This is a genomic window from Streptomyces monticola, assembly GCF_042665355.1.
GTDB lineage: Bacteria > Actinomycetota > Actinomycetes > Streptomycetales > Streptomycetaceae > Streptomyces > Streptomyces monticola.
Genome location: NZ_JBHTCF010000003.1, coordinates 487,837 through 502,504 on the forward strand (window position 1 = coordinate 487,837; position 14,668 = coordinate 502,504).

10 protein-coding genes are annotated in these 14,668 nt (G+C 73.6%); 1 reads left to right on the forward strand and 9 read right to left on the reverse strand.

Annotation, left to right across the window (positions count from 1 at the left end):
* Window positions 1-51: 51 nt before the first annotated feature.
* The 8 genes from ACFQVC_RS10590 to ACFQVC_RS10625 all read right to left on the reverse strand — a co-directional run bounded on the left by ACFQVC_RS10590 (window position 52) and on the right by ACFQVC_RS10625 (window position 12,586).
* Window positions 52-1,830 carry a putative Ig domain-containing protein gene (locus tag ACFQVC_RS10590; RefSeq protein ID WP_381829272.1) on the reverse strand — a complete coding sequence of 593 codons (1,779 nt, stop codon included), beginning with the start codon at window positions 1,828-1,830 and terminating at the stop codon, window positions 52-54.
* Between the two features lie 535 nt (window positions 1,831-2,365).
* Window positions 2,366-5,197, reverse strand: a complete 2,832-nt coding sequence (locus tag ACFQVC_RS10595) for an AAA family ATPase (protein WP_381829274.1) — start codon at window positions 5,195-5,197, stop codon at window positions 2,366-2,368.
* A 30-nt stretch (window positions 5,198-5,227) separates the two neighbouring features.
* Window positions 5,228-6,379: an acyl-CoA dehydrogenase family protein gene (locus ACFQVC_RS10600; protein ID WP_381829276.1), complete on the reverse strand. Its 1,152-nt coding sequence runs from the start codon at window positions 6,377-6,379 to the stop codon at window positions 5,228-5,230.
* Complete coding sequence (locus ACFQVC_RS10605) at window positions 6,376-7,557, reverse strand: acyl-CoA dehydrogenase family protein (RefSeq protein WP_381829556.1); 1,182 nt, start codon at window positions 7,555-7,557, stop codon at window positions 6,376-6,378. Before ACFQVC_RS10605 ends, ACFQVC_RS10600 begins: the two co-directional genes overlap by 4 nt.
* A 20-nt stretch (window positions 7,558-7,577) precedes the next feature.
* Window positions 7,578-8,546, reverse strand: coding sequence for an NADPH:quinone oxidoreductase family protein (locus ACFQVC_RS10610; RefSeq protein ID WP_381829278.1), 969 nt, complete (start codon window positions 8,544-8,546; stop codon window positions 7,578-7,580).
* A 171-nt stretch (window positions 8,547-8,717) separates the two neighbouring features.
* Window positions 8,718-9,320: a helix-turn-helix domain-containing protein gene (locus ACFQVC_RS10615; protein WP_381829558.1), complete on the reverse strand. Its 603-nt coding sequence runs from the start codon at window positions 9,318-9,320 to the stop codon at window positions 8,718-8,720.
* A 130-nt stretch (window positions 9,321-9,450) separates the two neighbouring features.
* Window positions 9,451-9,798: a hypothetical protein gene (locus ACFQVC_RS10620; RefSeq protein WP_381829280.1), complete on the reverse strand. Its 348-nt coding sequence runs from the start codon at window positions 9,796-9,798 to the stop codon at window positions 9,451-9,453.
* Between the two features lie 115 nt (window positions 9,799-9,913).
* Window positions 9,914-12,586: a beta-N-acetylglucosaminidase domain-containing protein gene (locus tag ACFQVC_RS10625; protein ID WP_381829282.1), complete on the reverse strand. Its 2,673-nt coding sequence runs from the start codon at window positions 12,584-12,586 to the stop codon at window positions 9,914-9,916.
* 196 nt (window positions 12,587-12,782) lie between these two features.
* Between ACFQVC_RS10625 and ACFQVC_RS10630 the strand changes: the two genes are divergently transcribed.
* Window positions 12,783-13,682: an SDR family oxidoreductase gene (locus tag ACFQVC_RS10630; protein WP_381829284.1), complete on the forward strand. Its 900-nt coding sequence runs from the start codon at window positions 12,783-12,785 to the stop codon at window positions 13,680-13,682.
* Between the two features lie 45 nt (window positions 13,683-13,727).
* Here the strand turns inward: ACFQVC_RS10630 and ACFQVC_RS10635 are convergent, their stop codons facing one another.
* Window positions 13,728-14,561 (reverse strand): enoyl-CoA hydratase/isomerase family protein, encoded by an 834-nt coding sequence (locus ACFQVC_RS10635; RefSeq protein ID WP_381829285.1) that lies wholly within the window; start codon window positions 14,559-14,561, stop codon window positions 13,728-13,730.
* Window positions 14,562-14,668 lie beyond the last annotated feature (107 nt).

Sequence of the window (14,668 nt, forward strand, 5' to 3'; positions counted from 1 at the left end):
GGCCCGCGGCAGTCGGGGACCGCCGCGGGCCGGGGCCTCCACCCCCCGCTGTCAGCTGAAGACGAACCAGGTGACGTCAGTGGAGGCGCTCTTGCCGGTGCCGTCGGTGACGGTGATCCGGCTGTTCTTGGTGCCCCAGGTGGTGGGCGTTCCGGAGATCCTGCCGGTGGCCTTGTCGAGGGACAGGCCCGCGGGCAGTCCGGTGGCCGAGAAGGTGCGGCTGCCGGTGCCGCCCGAAGCGGTCAGGGAGAGGGCGACGGGCTTGCCGATGTAGACGGTCTGACTGCCCGGGTTCTGCAGGGACAGCGCACCGCCGCCGGTGTCCCCCACGGTCCAAGTGAAGGTCGTCGAGCCCGACTTGCCCGCGCTGTCGGTCGCCGTGAGCGTCACCTTCGAGGTGCCGGCGGTGCTCGTCGAGCCCACCACCGTGCCGGTCGACTTGTCGATGGAGAGACCTGCAGGCAGCCCGGTGGCACTCCAGGTGTACGGCGCCGTGCCGCCCTCGGCGGAGTTCTTCAGCTCCGCCCGCTGGCCGATCGCCGTGTGCTGGTCGGAGACCGCGGTCACGGTCACCGCGCCGGGCTGCGGCGCCCCGGTGGTGAGGGTCGCGGAGAACTTGCCGAGCGCCTCGTTAACCGGCTGGAAGATCGTGAACGTATCGCCCGAGCTGCCGCAGGTCGCCGAGCCGCCGCCGGAGTGGACGCCCACCGCCTTGCCGCCGGAGGCCGTCACGTAGGAGCCGCCCGAGTCGCCTCCGGCCGAGCAGGCGTCGGTGTAGGAGAGGCCATCGATGACGACGTTGCCGTAGTCGACGGTCTGGTCGACCTTGGTGATCGTGCCGCAGCGGTAGTGGCTGGTCTGTCCGGAGCGGCAGACGGACATGCCGACCGTGCCGTCCGCCGAACCGGTGACCGTCACGTCGGCGCTCTCGTAGCCCTCGACCGTGCCGCTGAGGTTCCAGCCCGCCTGGTCCACCTCGACGATGCCGAAGTCGCCCTCGCGGTTGTTGTAGCTGCCGGTGCCGCCCTTGTTCGACGTCCCGAGACGGGTGCCGTCCTTGCCGTACGCCACCTGGTTCGCGTCGTTGGTGCAGTGCCCTGCGGTGACGAACGCCTTGCCGCCGCCGGAACGGGTCACCGAGAAGCCGATGGAGCAGGGGCTCTCACTGCCCGGCACCCACTTGTCGCCGCCCACGACGTCGCCCTGCTGCTGCCGGGGCGGGTCCGCACGCTCGGCGATGTGCACGCGGTCCCCGAAGACCCGCAGGTCCTTCAGGAAGGCGGCGGTGCGCGCGGTGCGGGCCGCGGGATCCACACTCACCTCGACCCGGTTACGGCGGACATCGACGCCCCAACTGGCCACCCCCGGCATGCCTTTGCCGGCCAGGCGGGTGACCGCGCGGGCGGTGGCGTCGAGGTCCGAGGCACTGTGCGCGACCCGGTGCGGCGTCGCACCCGCGGCGCGTGCCCGCCGGGCGCCGGCGGCGTCGGTCACGGCGGCGGCGAGCCGGCCGTCGTCCGCGTCGAACCAGAGCCCGGCGAGCCGGTCGCCGAGCGCGCCGCGCAGTTCCGTGGCGGTCTCGGTGGCGGCCGCCTCGTCGGCGAGACGGGCACGGGCCTGCGCGGCGCTCAGGCCGAGGTCGCGCTGCACGGCCCGCAGCAGGGCGGGGTCGGGATCCGGGTCCGGTGCGGGCCCGGCCTGCGCGGCCTGTTGCAGGGCACCGAGGGTGAGCAGTGCGGCGGTGGCGGCCGCGCCCCAGGTGAGGGCTCTGCGGACGCGGCGGCGGGTGCGTATGCGGCGCCTGCGCGTCGCCTGTGGTCGGTCGGTCATCGGGGGGCTTCCTCTCGTACTGCGCGCGGCCCTCGGGGAGGCGAGGAGCCGTGGGGGGCGCGGGGAACGGGCAAGAGCGCAGGTGCAGCGTGCTCTTCGCGCGGGCCCGGAGCATGAGAGGAATCCCTTGTCGGGGGCGGGAGTTCGGTGATCTGCGGTCAGGCGGCCCGCTGCCAGGCGATCCGCCGCCAGGCGGCCACCATCAGGCGATCTACCGTCAGACGGCCCACCGCCAGACGATCCGCCGACAGGCGGCCACCATCAGGCGATCTACCGTCAGACGGCCCACCGCCAGACGATCCGCCGACAGGCGGCTGCCATCAGGCGATCTACCGTCAGACGGCCCACCGCCAGGCGATCCGCCGACAGGTGGCTGCCATCAGGCGATCCGCCGCCAGGCGGCCACCATCAGGTGATCTACCGTCAGGCGGCCTGCAGTCAGGCGATCTACCGTCAGGTGATCTGCTGTCGGTGATCTGCGGCCGGGAGCCGAACTCCTCGTGCAGCCCTGTTCAGACGCGCCCCGCCCTCCCCCTCAGGCCCGCCCCGCCCGCGCCGCCGCCAGCTGGGCTCGGGAGTGGACTCCGGTCTTGCGGTAGATCCTGGTGAGCATCGTCTCCACCGTCTTGACGCTCAGGTGGAGCTGGGCGGCCGCCTCCCGGTTGCTGGCACCGGCCGCCACCAGTGCCGCCAACTGCCCTTCCGAGGTGGTGAGTTCACCGGCACCGCCCTTCGCTCCCCCGGCGTCGAGGCGGGTCAGGGCCTCGTCGACCAGGCCGTGCCAGGCGTGGGCGGCCGCGGCGGCGAAGAGTCCGCGCGCCTCGGTGAGCGCACGGCGCGCGGCGGCCCTGCGGCGCAGGCGCAGCCGGGTGCGGGAAAGGAGCCACAGACAGCGGCCGCACTCCAGGGGCAGGCCGAGCGCCGCGAACCGCTCGGCCGCGGACTCCAGGAGTGCCGCCGCCGGCTCCGGCTCGCCCCGGGCGGTGAGGGTGACGGCACCGGCGCGGTCCAGGGCGGCGAGGGTGCTGTGCCGCTCCAACTCCCTTGCCACGCGCGCGTACTGCTCGATGACGGACTCGGCCTCCGCCACCCGGCCCGCCGTGCCGAGCGCCTCGGCCAGGTCCGCGTGCCAGCGCAGCAGGGAGGGGTCGGCGACCTGCTGTGCGCGCTCGTGGTCGCGTACCCGCGACAGCTGCTCCACCGCTTCGGCGGCACTGCCGGTGACCAGCTGGACGGTGCCGAGCACATGCAGGCTGCGGGAGAGGAACACCTGGTCGTGCTCCTCCTGCGAGGCCCGCACCCCGCGCAGCGCGAAGGCGCGGGCCCGCTCGAAGGTGCCGCCGGCGGCCTCGGCGAAGGCGGCGGTGTACCAGGAGGGCCCGGGTGACTGCCCGGCGGCCGTGGTGACGCGCACGGCGCGATCGGCGTGCCGCAGGGCCGTGGCACAGCGCCCGGCGCGGGTCTCCGTCTCGGCGAGGCTCCGCAGGATCTCCACCAAGTCCTCGGTGTCGCCGGAGCGTTCGGCGAGCGGCAGCAGATCGAGCAGTCCCGCACGGGCCCTGTCGAGGCGGTCGTCGAAGAGGTCGTGCCGCACTTTCAGGTAGCGCGGCTGGTTGCGTACGCCGACGGGTTCGGCCGGTACGGCGGCGGCGAGGGCCCGCCGCAGAGAGGTCTCGGCGGCCGGGTCGCCGAGGACCCGTTCGAGGCGGGCCCGCATGGTGAGCGCCATGACGGCGACCCCCGGCTGCCCCGCGCGTTCGGCGAGCGCTGCCGCGCGGGCCGCCGCTCCCCGTGCGCGTACGGGATCGCCGTCGCACAGATTGGCCTTCCAGGCGTGCCGCAGGGAGACGGCAGCGAGCAGCCCGTGGTCGTCGCCCGCTTCGGCGGCGGCCCGGGCGAAGACCTCGTCGAGGTCGTCGAGGGCTTGTCCGGCGGCGTCGATCACGGAGAGCAGGGCGGCCACGCGTTCCGCGCGCCGCTCCGAGTGCTCAAGGACCTCGGCGGCCGCGCGCCGCGCGAGATCGGCGCGCCCGGCCCGCCCCGCGTCGTCGGCCGCGGCGGCGAACCGGCGTACCGCGTCCGCGTGTTGGGAGACGGGTGTACGGCGTGCCGCGAGCAGGCCGAGGCCGGCCGCCGTGCCGCGGTCGCCGCGGGTCCGTGCCGTCGCGGCCGCCGTCTCCAAGTCGGCCGCGAGCGTGGCGTCGAGGTCGTCGCGGGCCAGAGCGCGGTGGCGGGCGGCCGCCACGGCGTCGGCGGTGGCGTCCGCGAGCGCGTGGTGGGCGGCGGAGCGCTCGGACCAGCCGCTGTCGTGCACCAGGGTGTACGCCAACACATCCGCGCTGAAGCGGAGTTCATCGCCTTCGAGGGCCACGATCCCGGCGTGTCGTGCGGCGCGCAGCTCCTCCTCCACATCGCGCCCCTCGGCTCGCCGCAGCAGCGCGGAGGTGGGCCGGTCGGCCAGGGCCGCGGTGAGCAGGGTGCGGCGTGCGGACGCGGGGACGGCGGCGAGCGCGCGGCGCGCCATGGCCGCGACGCGGTCGGGCACCGGCAGGTCGTCGAGCGGGTGCGGCGGTCTGGTCAGCGCGGCCACGGCGCGGCCGATGTCCAGGGCGATCCGTGGGTTGCCGCCGCCGGCCCGGTGGATACGGCCCGCGAGCCGGGACGGCAGCCGCTCGCCTTCGAGCAGGGCGGCCACTTCGTCGACGGTGAGCGGCGCTACGGTGAACCGGGGCGCGCCGTCGAGGAATTCGGGCGCGTCGTCACCGGTGGGCACCGCGCCGAGTACCGCCGTGCCCGTTCCGCGCAGACAGGTCAGGGCGGCGGCGCCGGCCGGGTCGGCGCAGTGGGCCTGGTCGATGACGACGAGCGCGGGGGCCGTCGCGCGCAGCACGGCGGTGAGGGCGAGGCGCACGGCGAGCGGGTCGGGGCCGCCGTCCGACGGCGTCTCGTGGCGCAGGACGGCCTCGGCGGCCCGCCGCTGTGGCGCGGGCAGCCGCTCGACGTGGTGGCGCGGCAGGGCGAGCAGCAGATCGGCGGCGACCGCGAACGGCACCGCACGGTCGGGGGGTTGAGGACACAGGCGTACGACGGTGTCGCCGCGCGCGAGGGCCCGCTCGGTCACGGCGTCCAGGAGGGCCGTCTTGCCGATGCCGGGCGGCCCGCACACCAGCAGCAGGCCTTCGCTGGCGAGTTCGGCCTCGACCTGGCGAACCCGTGCCGGGCCGGGCCCGATACCCCCTGCCCGTCCCGCCGGCCCTGGCTGCCCCGCCGACCCTGACTGACCGGTCGCCCCCGCCTGCCCCGTCCCCGCCGTCGGGCTCTGCCCAGCACGCCCCGTCCGACCTGTCACCGTGCCACCTCCCCGCACTGACGTACGGGGAGGTTACGGCGCGGGGTGTTACGGCGCCCGCAGATCCACCAGTTCCGCGACCGCATCGCGGTGGCGGCCCGCCGTGCCCAGGGCGATCGAGTCGGCCTTGGCACGCTTGAGGTAGAGGTGGACGGGGTGCTCCCAGGTCATACCGATACCGGCGTGCAGCTGCAGCGCCTCCTCGGCGGCGTGCACCGCCATGGGGGCGCAGTAGGCCTGGGCGAGTGCGGCGGCGAGCGGCGCCTCCGGGTTCGCGGTGGCCAGGGCGTCGGCCGCGTTGCGGGCGGCGGCGCGGGCGTTCACGACCTCGAGCCACAGCTCGGCAAGCCGGTGCTTGAGGGCCTGGAAGGAGCCGACGGGCCGGTTGAACTGCTTGCGGTCGCGGACGTAGCGGACGGTCTCGGTCAAGCACCAGTCGGCGACGCCGAGTTGTTCGGCGGCGAGCAGCGCGGCGCCGGAGAGCAGCCCGCGGCGTACGGGTGCGTCGGCGGAGTCCGCGAGCACGCGCGCGTGGGCCGCTGCGAGGGTGACGGTGGCGAGCGGCCGGGTCAGGTCGAGGGCGCTCTGGGGGGTGACGGTGACGCCGTCCTGTGCGGTGTCGACCGCGTGGAGGCGGCCGTCCGCGACGACCAGGAGCACATCGGCCACCGCGGCGTCGGCGACCGCGGTGATCCGTCCGCTGACCGTGTCGCCGTCGGCGCGGATACCGTCGTAGGACGCACCGGGTGCGGTCGACAGGGGCAGCGCGAGCACTCCGATGGTGCGGCCGGACGCCAACGCCCCGATCAGTTCGGCCACTTGGGCGTTCGTGGTGTCACAGCCGAGGAGGACGTCCGTCGCGACGACCGCGCTGGTGAGGTAGGGCACGGGCGCCACGGCGCGGCCCAGCTCCTCCACGACGACGGCCGCCTCGCGGTGTGTGGCTCCCTGCCCGCCGAGGTCCTCGGGTACGAGCAGTCCCGCGAGGCCCATGTCGGTGGCGAGCGCCTTCCACAGCTCCGCGTCGTGCGGGGTGGTGGACTCGGTGGCGGCGATGACCGACGCCGGGTCGCAGCGGTCGGTGAGCAGGGAGCGCAGCGCGGACCGCAGATCCTCCTCGGCCTCCGAGTACAGCAGGTCGGGCGCCTGCTGCGGCTTCGCCTTCGGGCTCACCGGACTCGCCGGGCTGTTCGGGCTCATCGGGCCAGGTCCTTCCATGCGACGTCCTTGTCGGTACGCGGCTCGGACGGCAGTCCGAGGACCCGCTCGGCGACGATGTTCAGCAGGACCTCGCTCGTCCCGCCCTCGATGCTGTTGCCCTTGGCGCGCAGATAGCGGTAGCCCGCGTCGCGCCCGACGAAGTCGACGATCTCCGGGCGGCGCATGGTCCAGTCGTCGTACAACAGGCCCTCCTCGCCGAGGAGTTCCAGCTCCAGGCCGCTGATCTTCTGGTTGAGGCGGGCGAAGCCCAGCTTCATCCCCGAGCCCTCGGGCCCGGGGTGTCCGGCGACGAGCTGCTGGCGGAGGCGTTCGCCGGTGAGCCGGGCCACCTCGGCCTCCACCCACAGCTGCACGAGGCGCTGGTGCAGATCGGGGGTGCGCAGTTCCGGGCGGGTGCGCCAGGCCTCGGCGACCGGGGCGATCATGCCGCCTTCACGGGGCAGGCGCATACCGCCGATGGCGACCCGCTCGTTCATGAGGGTCGTCTGCGCGACCTTCCAGCCCTCGCCGGGCCCGCCGAGCCGGTGGGCGTCGGGGATCCGCACATCGGACAGGAACACCTCGTTGAACTCGGCCTCGCCGGTGATCTGGCGCAGCGGCCGCACCTCGACGCCGGGGTCGGTCATATCGCACACGAAGTACGTGATGCCGCGGTGCTTGGGGGCGTCGGGGTCGGTGCGGGTGATGAGGATGGCCCAGCGGGCGTTGTGGGCGTTGGACGTCCACACCTTCTGCCCGTTGACGATCCAGTCGTCGCCGTCGCGCACCGCGCGGGTGCCGAGCGCGGCGAGGTCGGAGCCGGCGCCCGGCTCGCTGAACAGCTGGCACCAGACTTCTTCGCCCAGCCACAGCGGCCTGAGCCAGCGCCGCTTCTGCTCCTCGGTGCCGTAGGCGAGGACGGTGGGCGCGGCCATGCCGAGGCCGATGCCGATGCGCCGCGGATCGTTGTCCGGCGCGCCCGCGGCCTCGAGTTCGGCGTCGACGACGGACTGCAGGGAGCGGGGCAGGCCGAGCCCGCCGAGTCCTTCGGGGAAGTGCACCCAGGCGAGCCCGGCGTCGAAGCGCGCTTCGAGGAAAGCGGCGCGTTCGGTCGTCCCGGGCGGATGTGCGGCGAGCAACTCCTGCGTACGGGCGCGCAGTTCGTCGGCGTCCGGCACGGCGGCATCCGGTGCGGCGGTCATGCGGTGGCTCCTTCCGGTACGACGGCCACCCGGCCGGTGGTGATGCCGTCGGCGACGCGCTGCACGGCCGCGGCCGCGTCCTTCAGGGCGACACGCTCACTGATCAGCGGCTTGATGGCGCCCTTGGCGGCGAGTTCGGTGAGCGTGTCGTGGCAGTGGCGCACCGCCCGGGGGTCCTTGGTGTTGTACAGGCCCCAATGGAGGCCGACGATCGAGTAGTTCTTCACCAGGGCGTGGTTGAGGCCGGGCGTGGGGATGGCGCCGCTCGCGAAGCCGACGACGAGGATGCGGCCTTCGAAGGCCACGCACTTGGTGGACTTGGCGTAGGCGTCGCCGCCCACCGGGTCGTAGACGACGTCGGCGCCGCGGCCCCCGGTGACTTCCTTCACGACACTGACGATGTCGTCCTGGCGCCGGTCGATGACGGTGTCGCAGCCGAGCTCCTCGGCGACGCGCACCTTGTCGGCGCCGCCCACGACGCCGATCACCTTGGCGCCCGCGGCCTTGCCGAGCTGGACGGCGGCGCTGCCGACACCGCCGGCCGCGGCGTGCACGAGCAGCGTCTCGCCCGCCTGCAGCTGCGCCCGCCGGTGCAGTCCGAACCAGCCGGTCTGGTAGCCGATGTGCAGGGCGGCGGCCTCGGCGTCGTCGAGGGCGTCGGGCGCGGGCAGTACGGCGGCCTCGTCGGCGAGGGCGTACTCGGCGAAACCTCCGTACGGCAGTGCGGGGTTGGCGATGACCCGGCGGCCGTCCTCGGTCTCGCCGCAGATCTCCACGCCGGGTGTGAACGGCAGCGGCGGACGCACCTGGTACTCGCCGCGGCAGAGCAGCGCGTCCGGGAAGTTGATGTTGGCGGCCCGCACCTTGAGCAGCAGCTGCCCGTCGCCTGGCGTGGGTGCGGGCGTCTCTTCGAGCCGCATCACCTCACCGGGCTCGCCGTTCTGATGGACTCGCCATACCTGCATGCGGGGCCTCCACGGAGGGGTCGTAGAACCAGGCTCGATCGCATACTAAGCGGTCGCTTGCCTTCAGGGGAACAGTCGGGGCACCCCGGTTTCAGACGTCCGGTTCATCTGGTTTCCCGCGCCCGGCCCGTCGTCACGACCACCCGCCCCCCTCGCCCGGCCCGCCCGGTCTCAGCCGTCGGCACGGCCCCTCGACGACGACGGCTTGGCGCGTACGTGCATCCGCTCCCCCTGCGGCCCGAACAGACTGAGGAACTCCACGGGCCCTTCCCCTGTCGGCCCGAACCAGTGCGGGACGCGGGTGTCGAACTCGGCCGCCTCCCCCGCGCCGAGCACCACGTCGTGGTCAGCGAGCAGCAGCCGCAGCCGGCCGCCGAGGACGTACAGCCACTCATAGCCCTCGTGGATGCGCTGCTCGGGCCGCTCCGTCAGCTCCGGGATGATGATCTTGTACGCCTGCAGGCCGCCGGGCTGCCGGGTGAGCGGCACCATGGTGCGGCCGTTGCGGACGATGGGCTTGGCCGGTACGCGCGGATCACCCACGGGCGGGGCGCCGACCAGCTCGTCCAGCGGAACCTGGTGGGCGCGGGCGATCGGCAGGAGCAGTTCGAGACTGGGCTTGCGATGGCCCGACTCCAGGCGGGAGAGGGTGCTCACCGAGATCCCGGTGACCTCGGAGAGCCCGGCGAGGGTGGCGCCGCGCTCCTTGCGGATACGGCGAAGGCGCGGGCCGACCTCGGAGAGGACGCCCTCCATTCCGTCGGTGGCGCCCATGTCCGGCGCGCTGTCCGGAGAGCGGTCCTGGATGTGCCGCCGCGGGCCCTGGGGAGTCATGCCGCCATTGCAGTTTCGGCAAGTGCGGTTGTCAAGGTGGCCCAGTGGCCCGCGGGCCGCGCCCGTGCGGTCAGGGGGTACAGCCGACGGTCGCCTCGGCGCGGAACACATGCCCGAAGTTCGGGTCGTCGAGCGTCTCGAACACCTGGGGTTCCCCGACGAGCACGCAGGTGTAGAGCTGTTCGGCGCTCGCCGACGTCTCGGCGTCCTCGACCGCGCTCTGGATCGCCACGGCGGCGGTCGGCCCACGGCCGCCACCGGTGAACAGCTTGGCCTGCGGATCGGCCGCGGCCTGCGGCACGGCCACGGCGAGCAACGAGAGCGCGGCTCCCGCCACGGCGCAGGCCGCGACGGCACGACGGCCCGCGCCGCTCCTGATGTCGCGAAGGCCGGGGAAGCGCATGTCACGCATGTCCATGAGGGTGCACCTCATTCCTCGAACACGCCCCGGTCCGGGGCAGCGCCACGCTAACAGCGCGCCCCGGGCCGGGAGTTGTACGACGGTCAACCATCTCGCGGCGATGGCGCGGTGTTCAGCGCACGATCACTTCGGCCACCTCCGGGACCCCGGAGTCCGCTCCCCACACCAGCCGCACCGCGTCGGCCGTAGTGGAGCCGGGCACCTTCGTGTAGGCGCCGCTAAGGCGGCCGATGGAGCGCCACCCGTCGGCACTGCGGACCTGGACGTCCGCCGTCGCACCGGCGGTGGCCGCGAGCACCGTCACCGACGACACCGCGCGGGTGCCGCCGAGCCCCACGGTCAGGCTCTCGCCGCTCTGCGGGGCGCGGGCCGCGCGGTACACGGTGTCGGGATCGCCGTCGGCGGCGGCGCGCAGGGCACTGCCATCGGCCGGCGGCGGGCCGCCGGTGACGTCGACGCCCGCGCCGGTGACGCTGAAGTCACGGACCACGAGCCAGTTGTCCTGGGCCGCGGTCGAACGGGCGCGTACGTAGCGGGCCTTGGTGCCGTCCGGCGGGGTGAAGGTCACCTCGGGCTTCCCGGAGAAGGCGGTGAGGCGCTGCCACTGCTCGCCGTCGGCGGAGCATTCCAGGACACCCTCGTGCACGTAGTCCTGAGCACTGCCCGCCTTGCCCATGGCGAGCCGGATCCCGCCGAGTTCGCGCACCGTGCGCAGATCGAGGCCCACGTGGTCGCCGGCCTGGGGGGCGGCGCTGCTCCAGTAGTACGTCGTGTCGTCGCCGTCGGCCATGCGCGCGGGGGTGTTGTCCTGGTGGGTGCCGAGGCTGCTGCTCGCCTCGGGCCGCCCCGGCACTCCGGTCAGACGGTTGTGCTCGGCGATCGCGTCCTCGATGAAGGTGTCCAGGACGCCGTCACCGACGAGGACGGCCATCGTGCGTCCGTCGGGTGCCTTCGTGGTGAACGACCTTGCCTTGGCGGTGAGTTCGGGCAGCTTGCGGCGCAGCTCCCAGGCCTCGGCGCCCCGGCCGGCCCGGGCCGCCTCGACCATGTCCAGGGCCGTGCGCGTCGCCGCGCCCCAGGCCTGCGCGGAGTCGAGCCAGGGCTCGGCGTCGGCGAGGAACCCGCGCTCGGGAAGACGTTCACGCAGCACTCCGGGGGCGGCACCGAACTCCTCCAGGGCCCGGCCGAGCCGCCCCGCGTCACCGTCGCCGCTCCAGAACTCATCGAACTGCGCGGCCAGTTCAGGTGCCTGCTGTTTGTTGAGCAGCGAGCCGTAGCTCGCGTCGGAGAAGACCCGCAGGGCCCGCTCGGCCCGTGCGTCACCGCCCGCCATCTCCTTGAGCGCCGCGTTCCATGACGTCCCGGCGTCGTAGGCACGGTCGTTCCAGGTGTAGTCGGCGACCGTGGACAGGGCGATCTTCGACGCGTACGGCTGGATCATCGGATTGGCCGTGATACCGGCCAGCTCCCCGGCGAGGCCCGCCTCCCGGCCGTTGAACGGGCCGAGCAGCAGCCGGTTCGGGACGTAGTCGTTGACCGGGTAGTTGTCCCAGGTGAGGATCGCGTGCCCGAAGACCTCACGGGCCTGCCGTGCCTCGGCGACCGTCATCGTCGGCGCGATCACCCCGTTGCCGGTCCACTCGACGAGGACGTCCTTGTCGAGCTGCCCTGCGAGGGCCTTCTTGTACGGGGTGGCCTTCACGTCGTAGTACTCCGTGGGCACCATCTGCAGCGGCTCGGCGCCGGGGTGCCGCGCGATGAACTCACGGTTGACGCGGTTGAGGAGATGCGCCTGCGCCGCTCCGGCCGCGCCCCCGCCGGTGCCCCACTTCGCCTCGTCCTCGGGACAGTTCCAGTCGGTGTAGCTGATGTCGTCGAGCGGCACGGCGAAGGTGCGTACCCCGATGTCCGCGATGGTCCGGAACTTGTCGACGAGCGCCTTCACCTCGGCGTCCGAGCTGTAGCAGACGGACAGCCCCGGCGAGAGGGCGTAGGTGAAGTCGACATGCCTCGACCTGGCCCGGTCCACCAGCTCCTTGATCTGCGCGAGCTGTTCGGGCGGGTAGGGCTCGCGCCACTTCTCGCGCAGATACGGGTCGTCCTTGGGCGAGTAGACGTAGAGGTTCATCTTGTGCTCGCCGTAGAAGTCCAGCTGGTCCAGGCGTGCCCCGTGCGACCAGGGAGTGCCGTAGAACCCCTCGATGACGCCGCGCAGCGCGGTGGCGGGCCAGTCGCGTACGGCGACACCGCCGACCTGGGCGCCGGGTCGTGCACGGTGCGGCAGGAGCTGGCGCAGGGACTGGGCGGCGTAGTACGTGCCGATGGCGTCGACGCCCGACAGCACCACCCGTCCGGCGCCCACGCCGAGGACGTGGCCGCCCTTCCTCAGCCCTTCCGGCCCTTTCAGGCCGAGGGACTTGAGGGCTCGGGCCGAGGACGGGCTGTCCTCCGCCGGGCCGCCCACATACACGGTGAGCCGGTTCTCCACAGGGCCCGCGCCGCGTACGATCCGCCGCGCGCCCGCGTCCCGCAGGGCCCGCTCGGTGACCTCCAGGGCGGCGGTGTCGGCCTTCGCGCCGGTGACGAGAGTGACGGTGCCGGTGATCACGGCACGGTCGGCGCGCGGGGTGAGGGACTGCGGGGCCGGGGTGATGGGCGCGGTCCCCGGGTCCTCGCGCGGTGGTGGGGCGGCGCCCGCCTGGGCGGGGGCACCCAGCGAGAGGGCGAGGACGGCGAGTATCGCGCCGAACAGCGGGGAGCGGGAGCGGGGCAGACGTGGTGTCACATGTCCTCCAGGGGACCCGACCGACGCTGCCGAATCCATCAGCGATCTGACGTCACGTCAATGTCACTTTCACGCCCGGGACATGGACCTTTGTGCGCCGCGTATCGACTGCCGCCCGGGGTGTCGGCCGGTGGGCCCGCGGGTGTCGGCCGGTGGGCCTGGACCTATGCGCGGCGGAGCGGTATCGCTGTGCCCCATGACCGATACCCCGCTGTCCCCGCTCCCCGGCCTGCCCGCCCCTCCCCCGGTGGGGGCCAGCGCCCTGCCGCCCGGCACGTACGACGGCGCCGTGGTCCTGGTGACGGGCGGCGGCACCGGGCTCGGCAAGGCGATCGCGGCCGAGTTCGCCCGGCTCGGCGCGGACCTGGTGATCGCCAGCCGGAAACCCGAACACCTCAAGGCCGCCGAGGACGAACTCGCCCCGCTGGGAGGCCGGGTGACGGCCCTTCCGTGCGATATCCGCGACCCGGATGCGATCGCCGCCGCCTTCGACACGGCCGAGGCGGCACACGGCCTTCCGGACGTCCTGGTCAACAACGCCGCCGCGAACTTCCCCGTGCCCGCGGAGGACATGTCGCCGAACGCGTGGCGCACCGTCGTCGACATCACGCTCAACGGCACGTTCTACATGACCCGCGAGTTCGGCCGCCGCCACCTGGCGGCGGGCACCCCGGGCACGGTCCTCGCCGTCGGCGCCTCCTACGCCTGGACGGGCGGCCCCGGCTTCGCCCACAGCGCGGCGGCCAAGGCGGGCGTGAAGAACCTGGTGGAGACCCTCGCGGTGGAGTGGGGACCGTACGGGCTGCGGATCAACGGCCTGGTGCCGGGACTGATGCCGCACGCCGACATGACGGCCGACATCCGGGCGGGCCTGGAGCGGGCACGCGACGACCGTGACACCCGCCAGCCCGCACTGCGCGTGGGCGCACCCCGCGAACTGGGCTGGGCCGCCACCTTCCTGGCCTCGCCCTACGCCCGCTTCATCAGCGGCCACACCCTGGTCGTGGACGGCGCGAACTGGCAGCGCAGGGACCTGGTCTCGGCTCCGGTGGTACCGGTACGGGAGCAGATGGGCCGGGGACCGTTCACGGGGTGAGCCACGAGCCGAGCCCGGCCCCAGCCCCAGTAACGCAAGCCCACCCTACGTACCGTCGAACCTCGGCGGCCTCCGAGCCGCCTTCGCCGAGTACCCCTCCCGTACATCCCGCGAAGTCAGCGTCAGGGCCGCCGACATGGCCGTACGCCCGAGCGCGTCGGCGAGACCCGCGTCGGCGTACGCGTCGATGTCCCGCTTGATCCCCTGCACGGCAAGCGGCGCATTGGCGGCGATCTCCGCGGCGACGCCCCGGGCGGCCTCTTCCAACTCCCCCTGCGGCACGACCAGTTGCACCAGATGCAGCCGCTCCGCCGTGGCCGCGTCGATCCGCCGTCCGGTCAGGGCGAGGAGTTTGGCCCAGCCCGCTCCCGCCTCCCGCGCGATGCGCAGATCACCGCCAGCGTCGACGGCGACACCCAGCTGCGCCTCGGGGAGCGCGAACACCGCGTCGTCGGCGGCGACCCGGACATCGGCCATCAGGGCCAGCTCGAAGCCGAAGCCCAGGCAGTAGCCCTGCACGGCGGCCACGACGGGCTGGGGCAGCGAGGCGAAGACGGCGAACCGCTCGTGCACCCAGCGGATGCCCTCGTAGTAGTTGCGGGTCCGCTCGGCGGGCGAGCGGCCGTCGATCGCACCGCCGGGCGCGGTCACGTCGATGCCGGCGCAGAAGGCCCGGCCCTCTGCCCGCAGGAGCACCACGCGGATCGTGTCGTCGAAGCGGATCCGGTCGGCGACGATGCCGAGCTGCCGGGTGGACTCCCAGCTCCAGCCGTTGAGTTGACCGGGACGGCAGAGGGTGAGGACGCCGACTCCGTCCTCGATCTGCAGCCGCAGCCGCTCCTCACCCTCCGAGATGTCCGTGCCGATGGTGTCGATCATGCGGCGCCCCCTGCCTTGTACGGCCACGTCGCGACTAGGCCACTCGGCTGTGCGGCCGTGCAGTCGTGCTGCCGTGCGGTCGTGCTGCCGTTTCCTGACGGACCGTC

Bases quoted from the DNA above. Each gene is read 5' to 3' on its own strand.
- ACFQVC_RS10590 (WP_381829272.1), bottom strand. From the start codon at position 1,830: ATGACCGACCGACCACAGGCGACGCGCAGGCGCCGCATACGCACCCGC.
- ACFQVC_RS10620 (WP_381829280.1), bottom strand. From the start codon at position 9,798: ATGGACATGCGTGACATGCGCTTCCCCGGCCTTCGCGACATCAGGAGC.
- ACFQVC_RS10630 (WP_381829284.1), top strand. From the start codon at position 12,783: ATGACCGATACCCCGCTGTCCCCGCTCCCCGGCCTGCCCGCCCCTCCC.
- ACFQVC_RS10635 (WP_381829285.1), bottom strand. From the start codon at position 14,561: ATGATCGACACCATCGGCACGGACATCTCGGAGGGTGAGGAGCGGCTG.
- ACFQVC_RS10615 (WP_381829558.1), bottom strand. From the start codon at position 9,320: ATGGGCGCCACCGACGGAATGGAGGGCGTCCTCTCCGAGGTCGGCCCG.
- ACFQVC_RS10600 (WP_381829276.1), bottom strand. From the start codon at position 6,379: ATGAGCCCGAACAGCCCGGCGAGTCCGGTGAGCCCGAAGGCGAAGCCG.
- ACFQVC_RS10610 (WP_381829278.1), bottom strand. From the start codon at position 8,546: ATGCAGGTATGGCGAGTCCATCAGAACGGCGAGCCCGGTGAGGTGATG.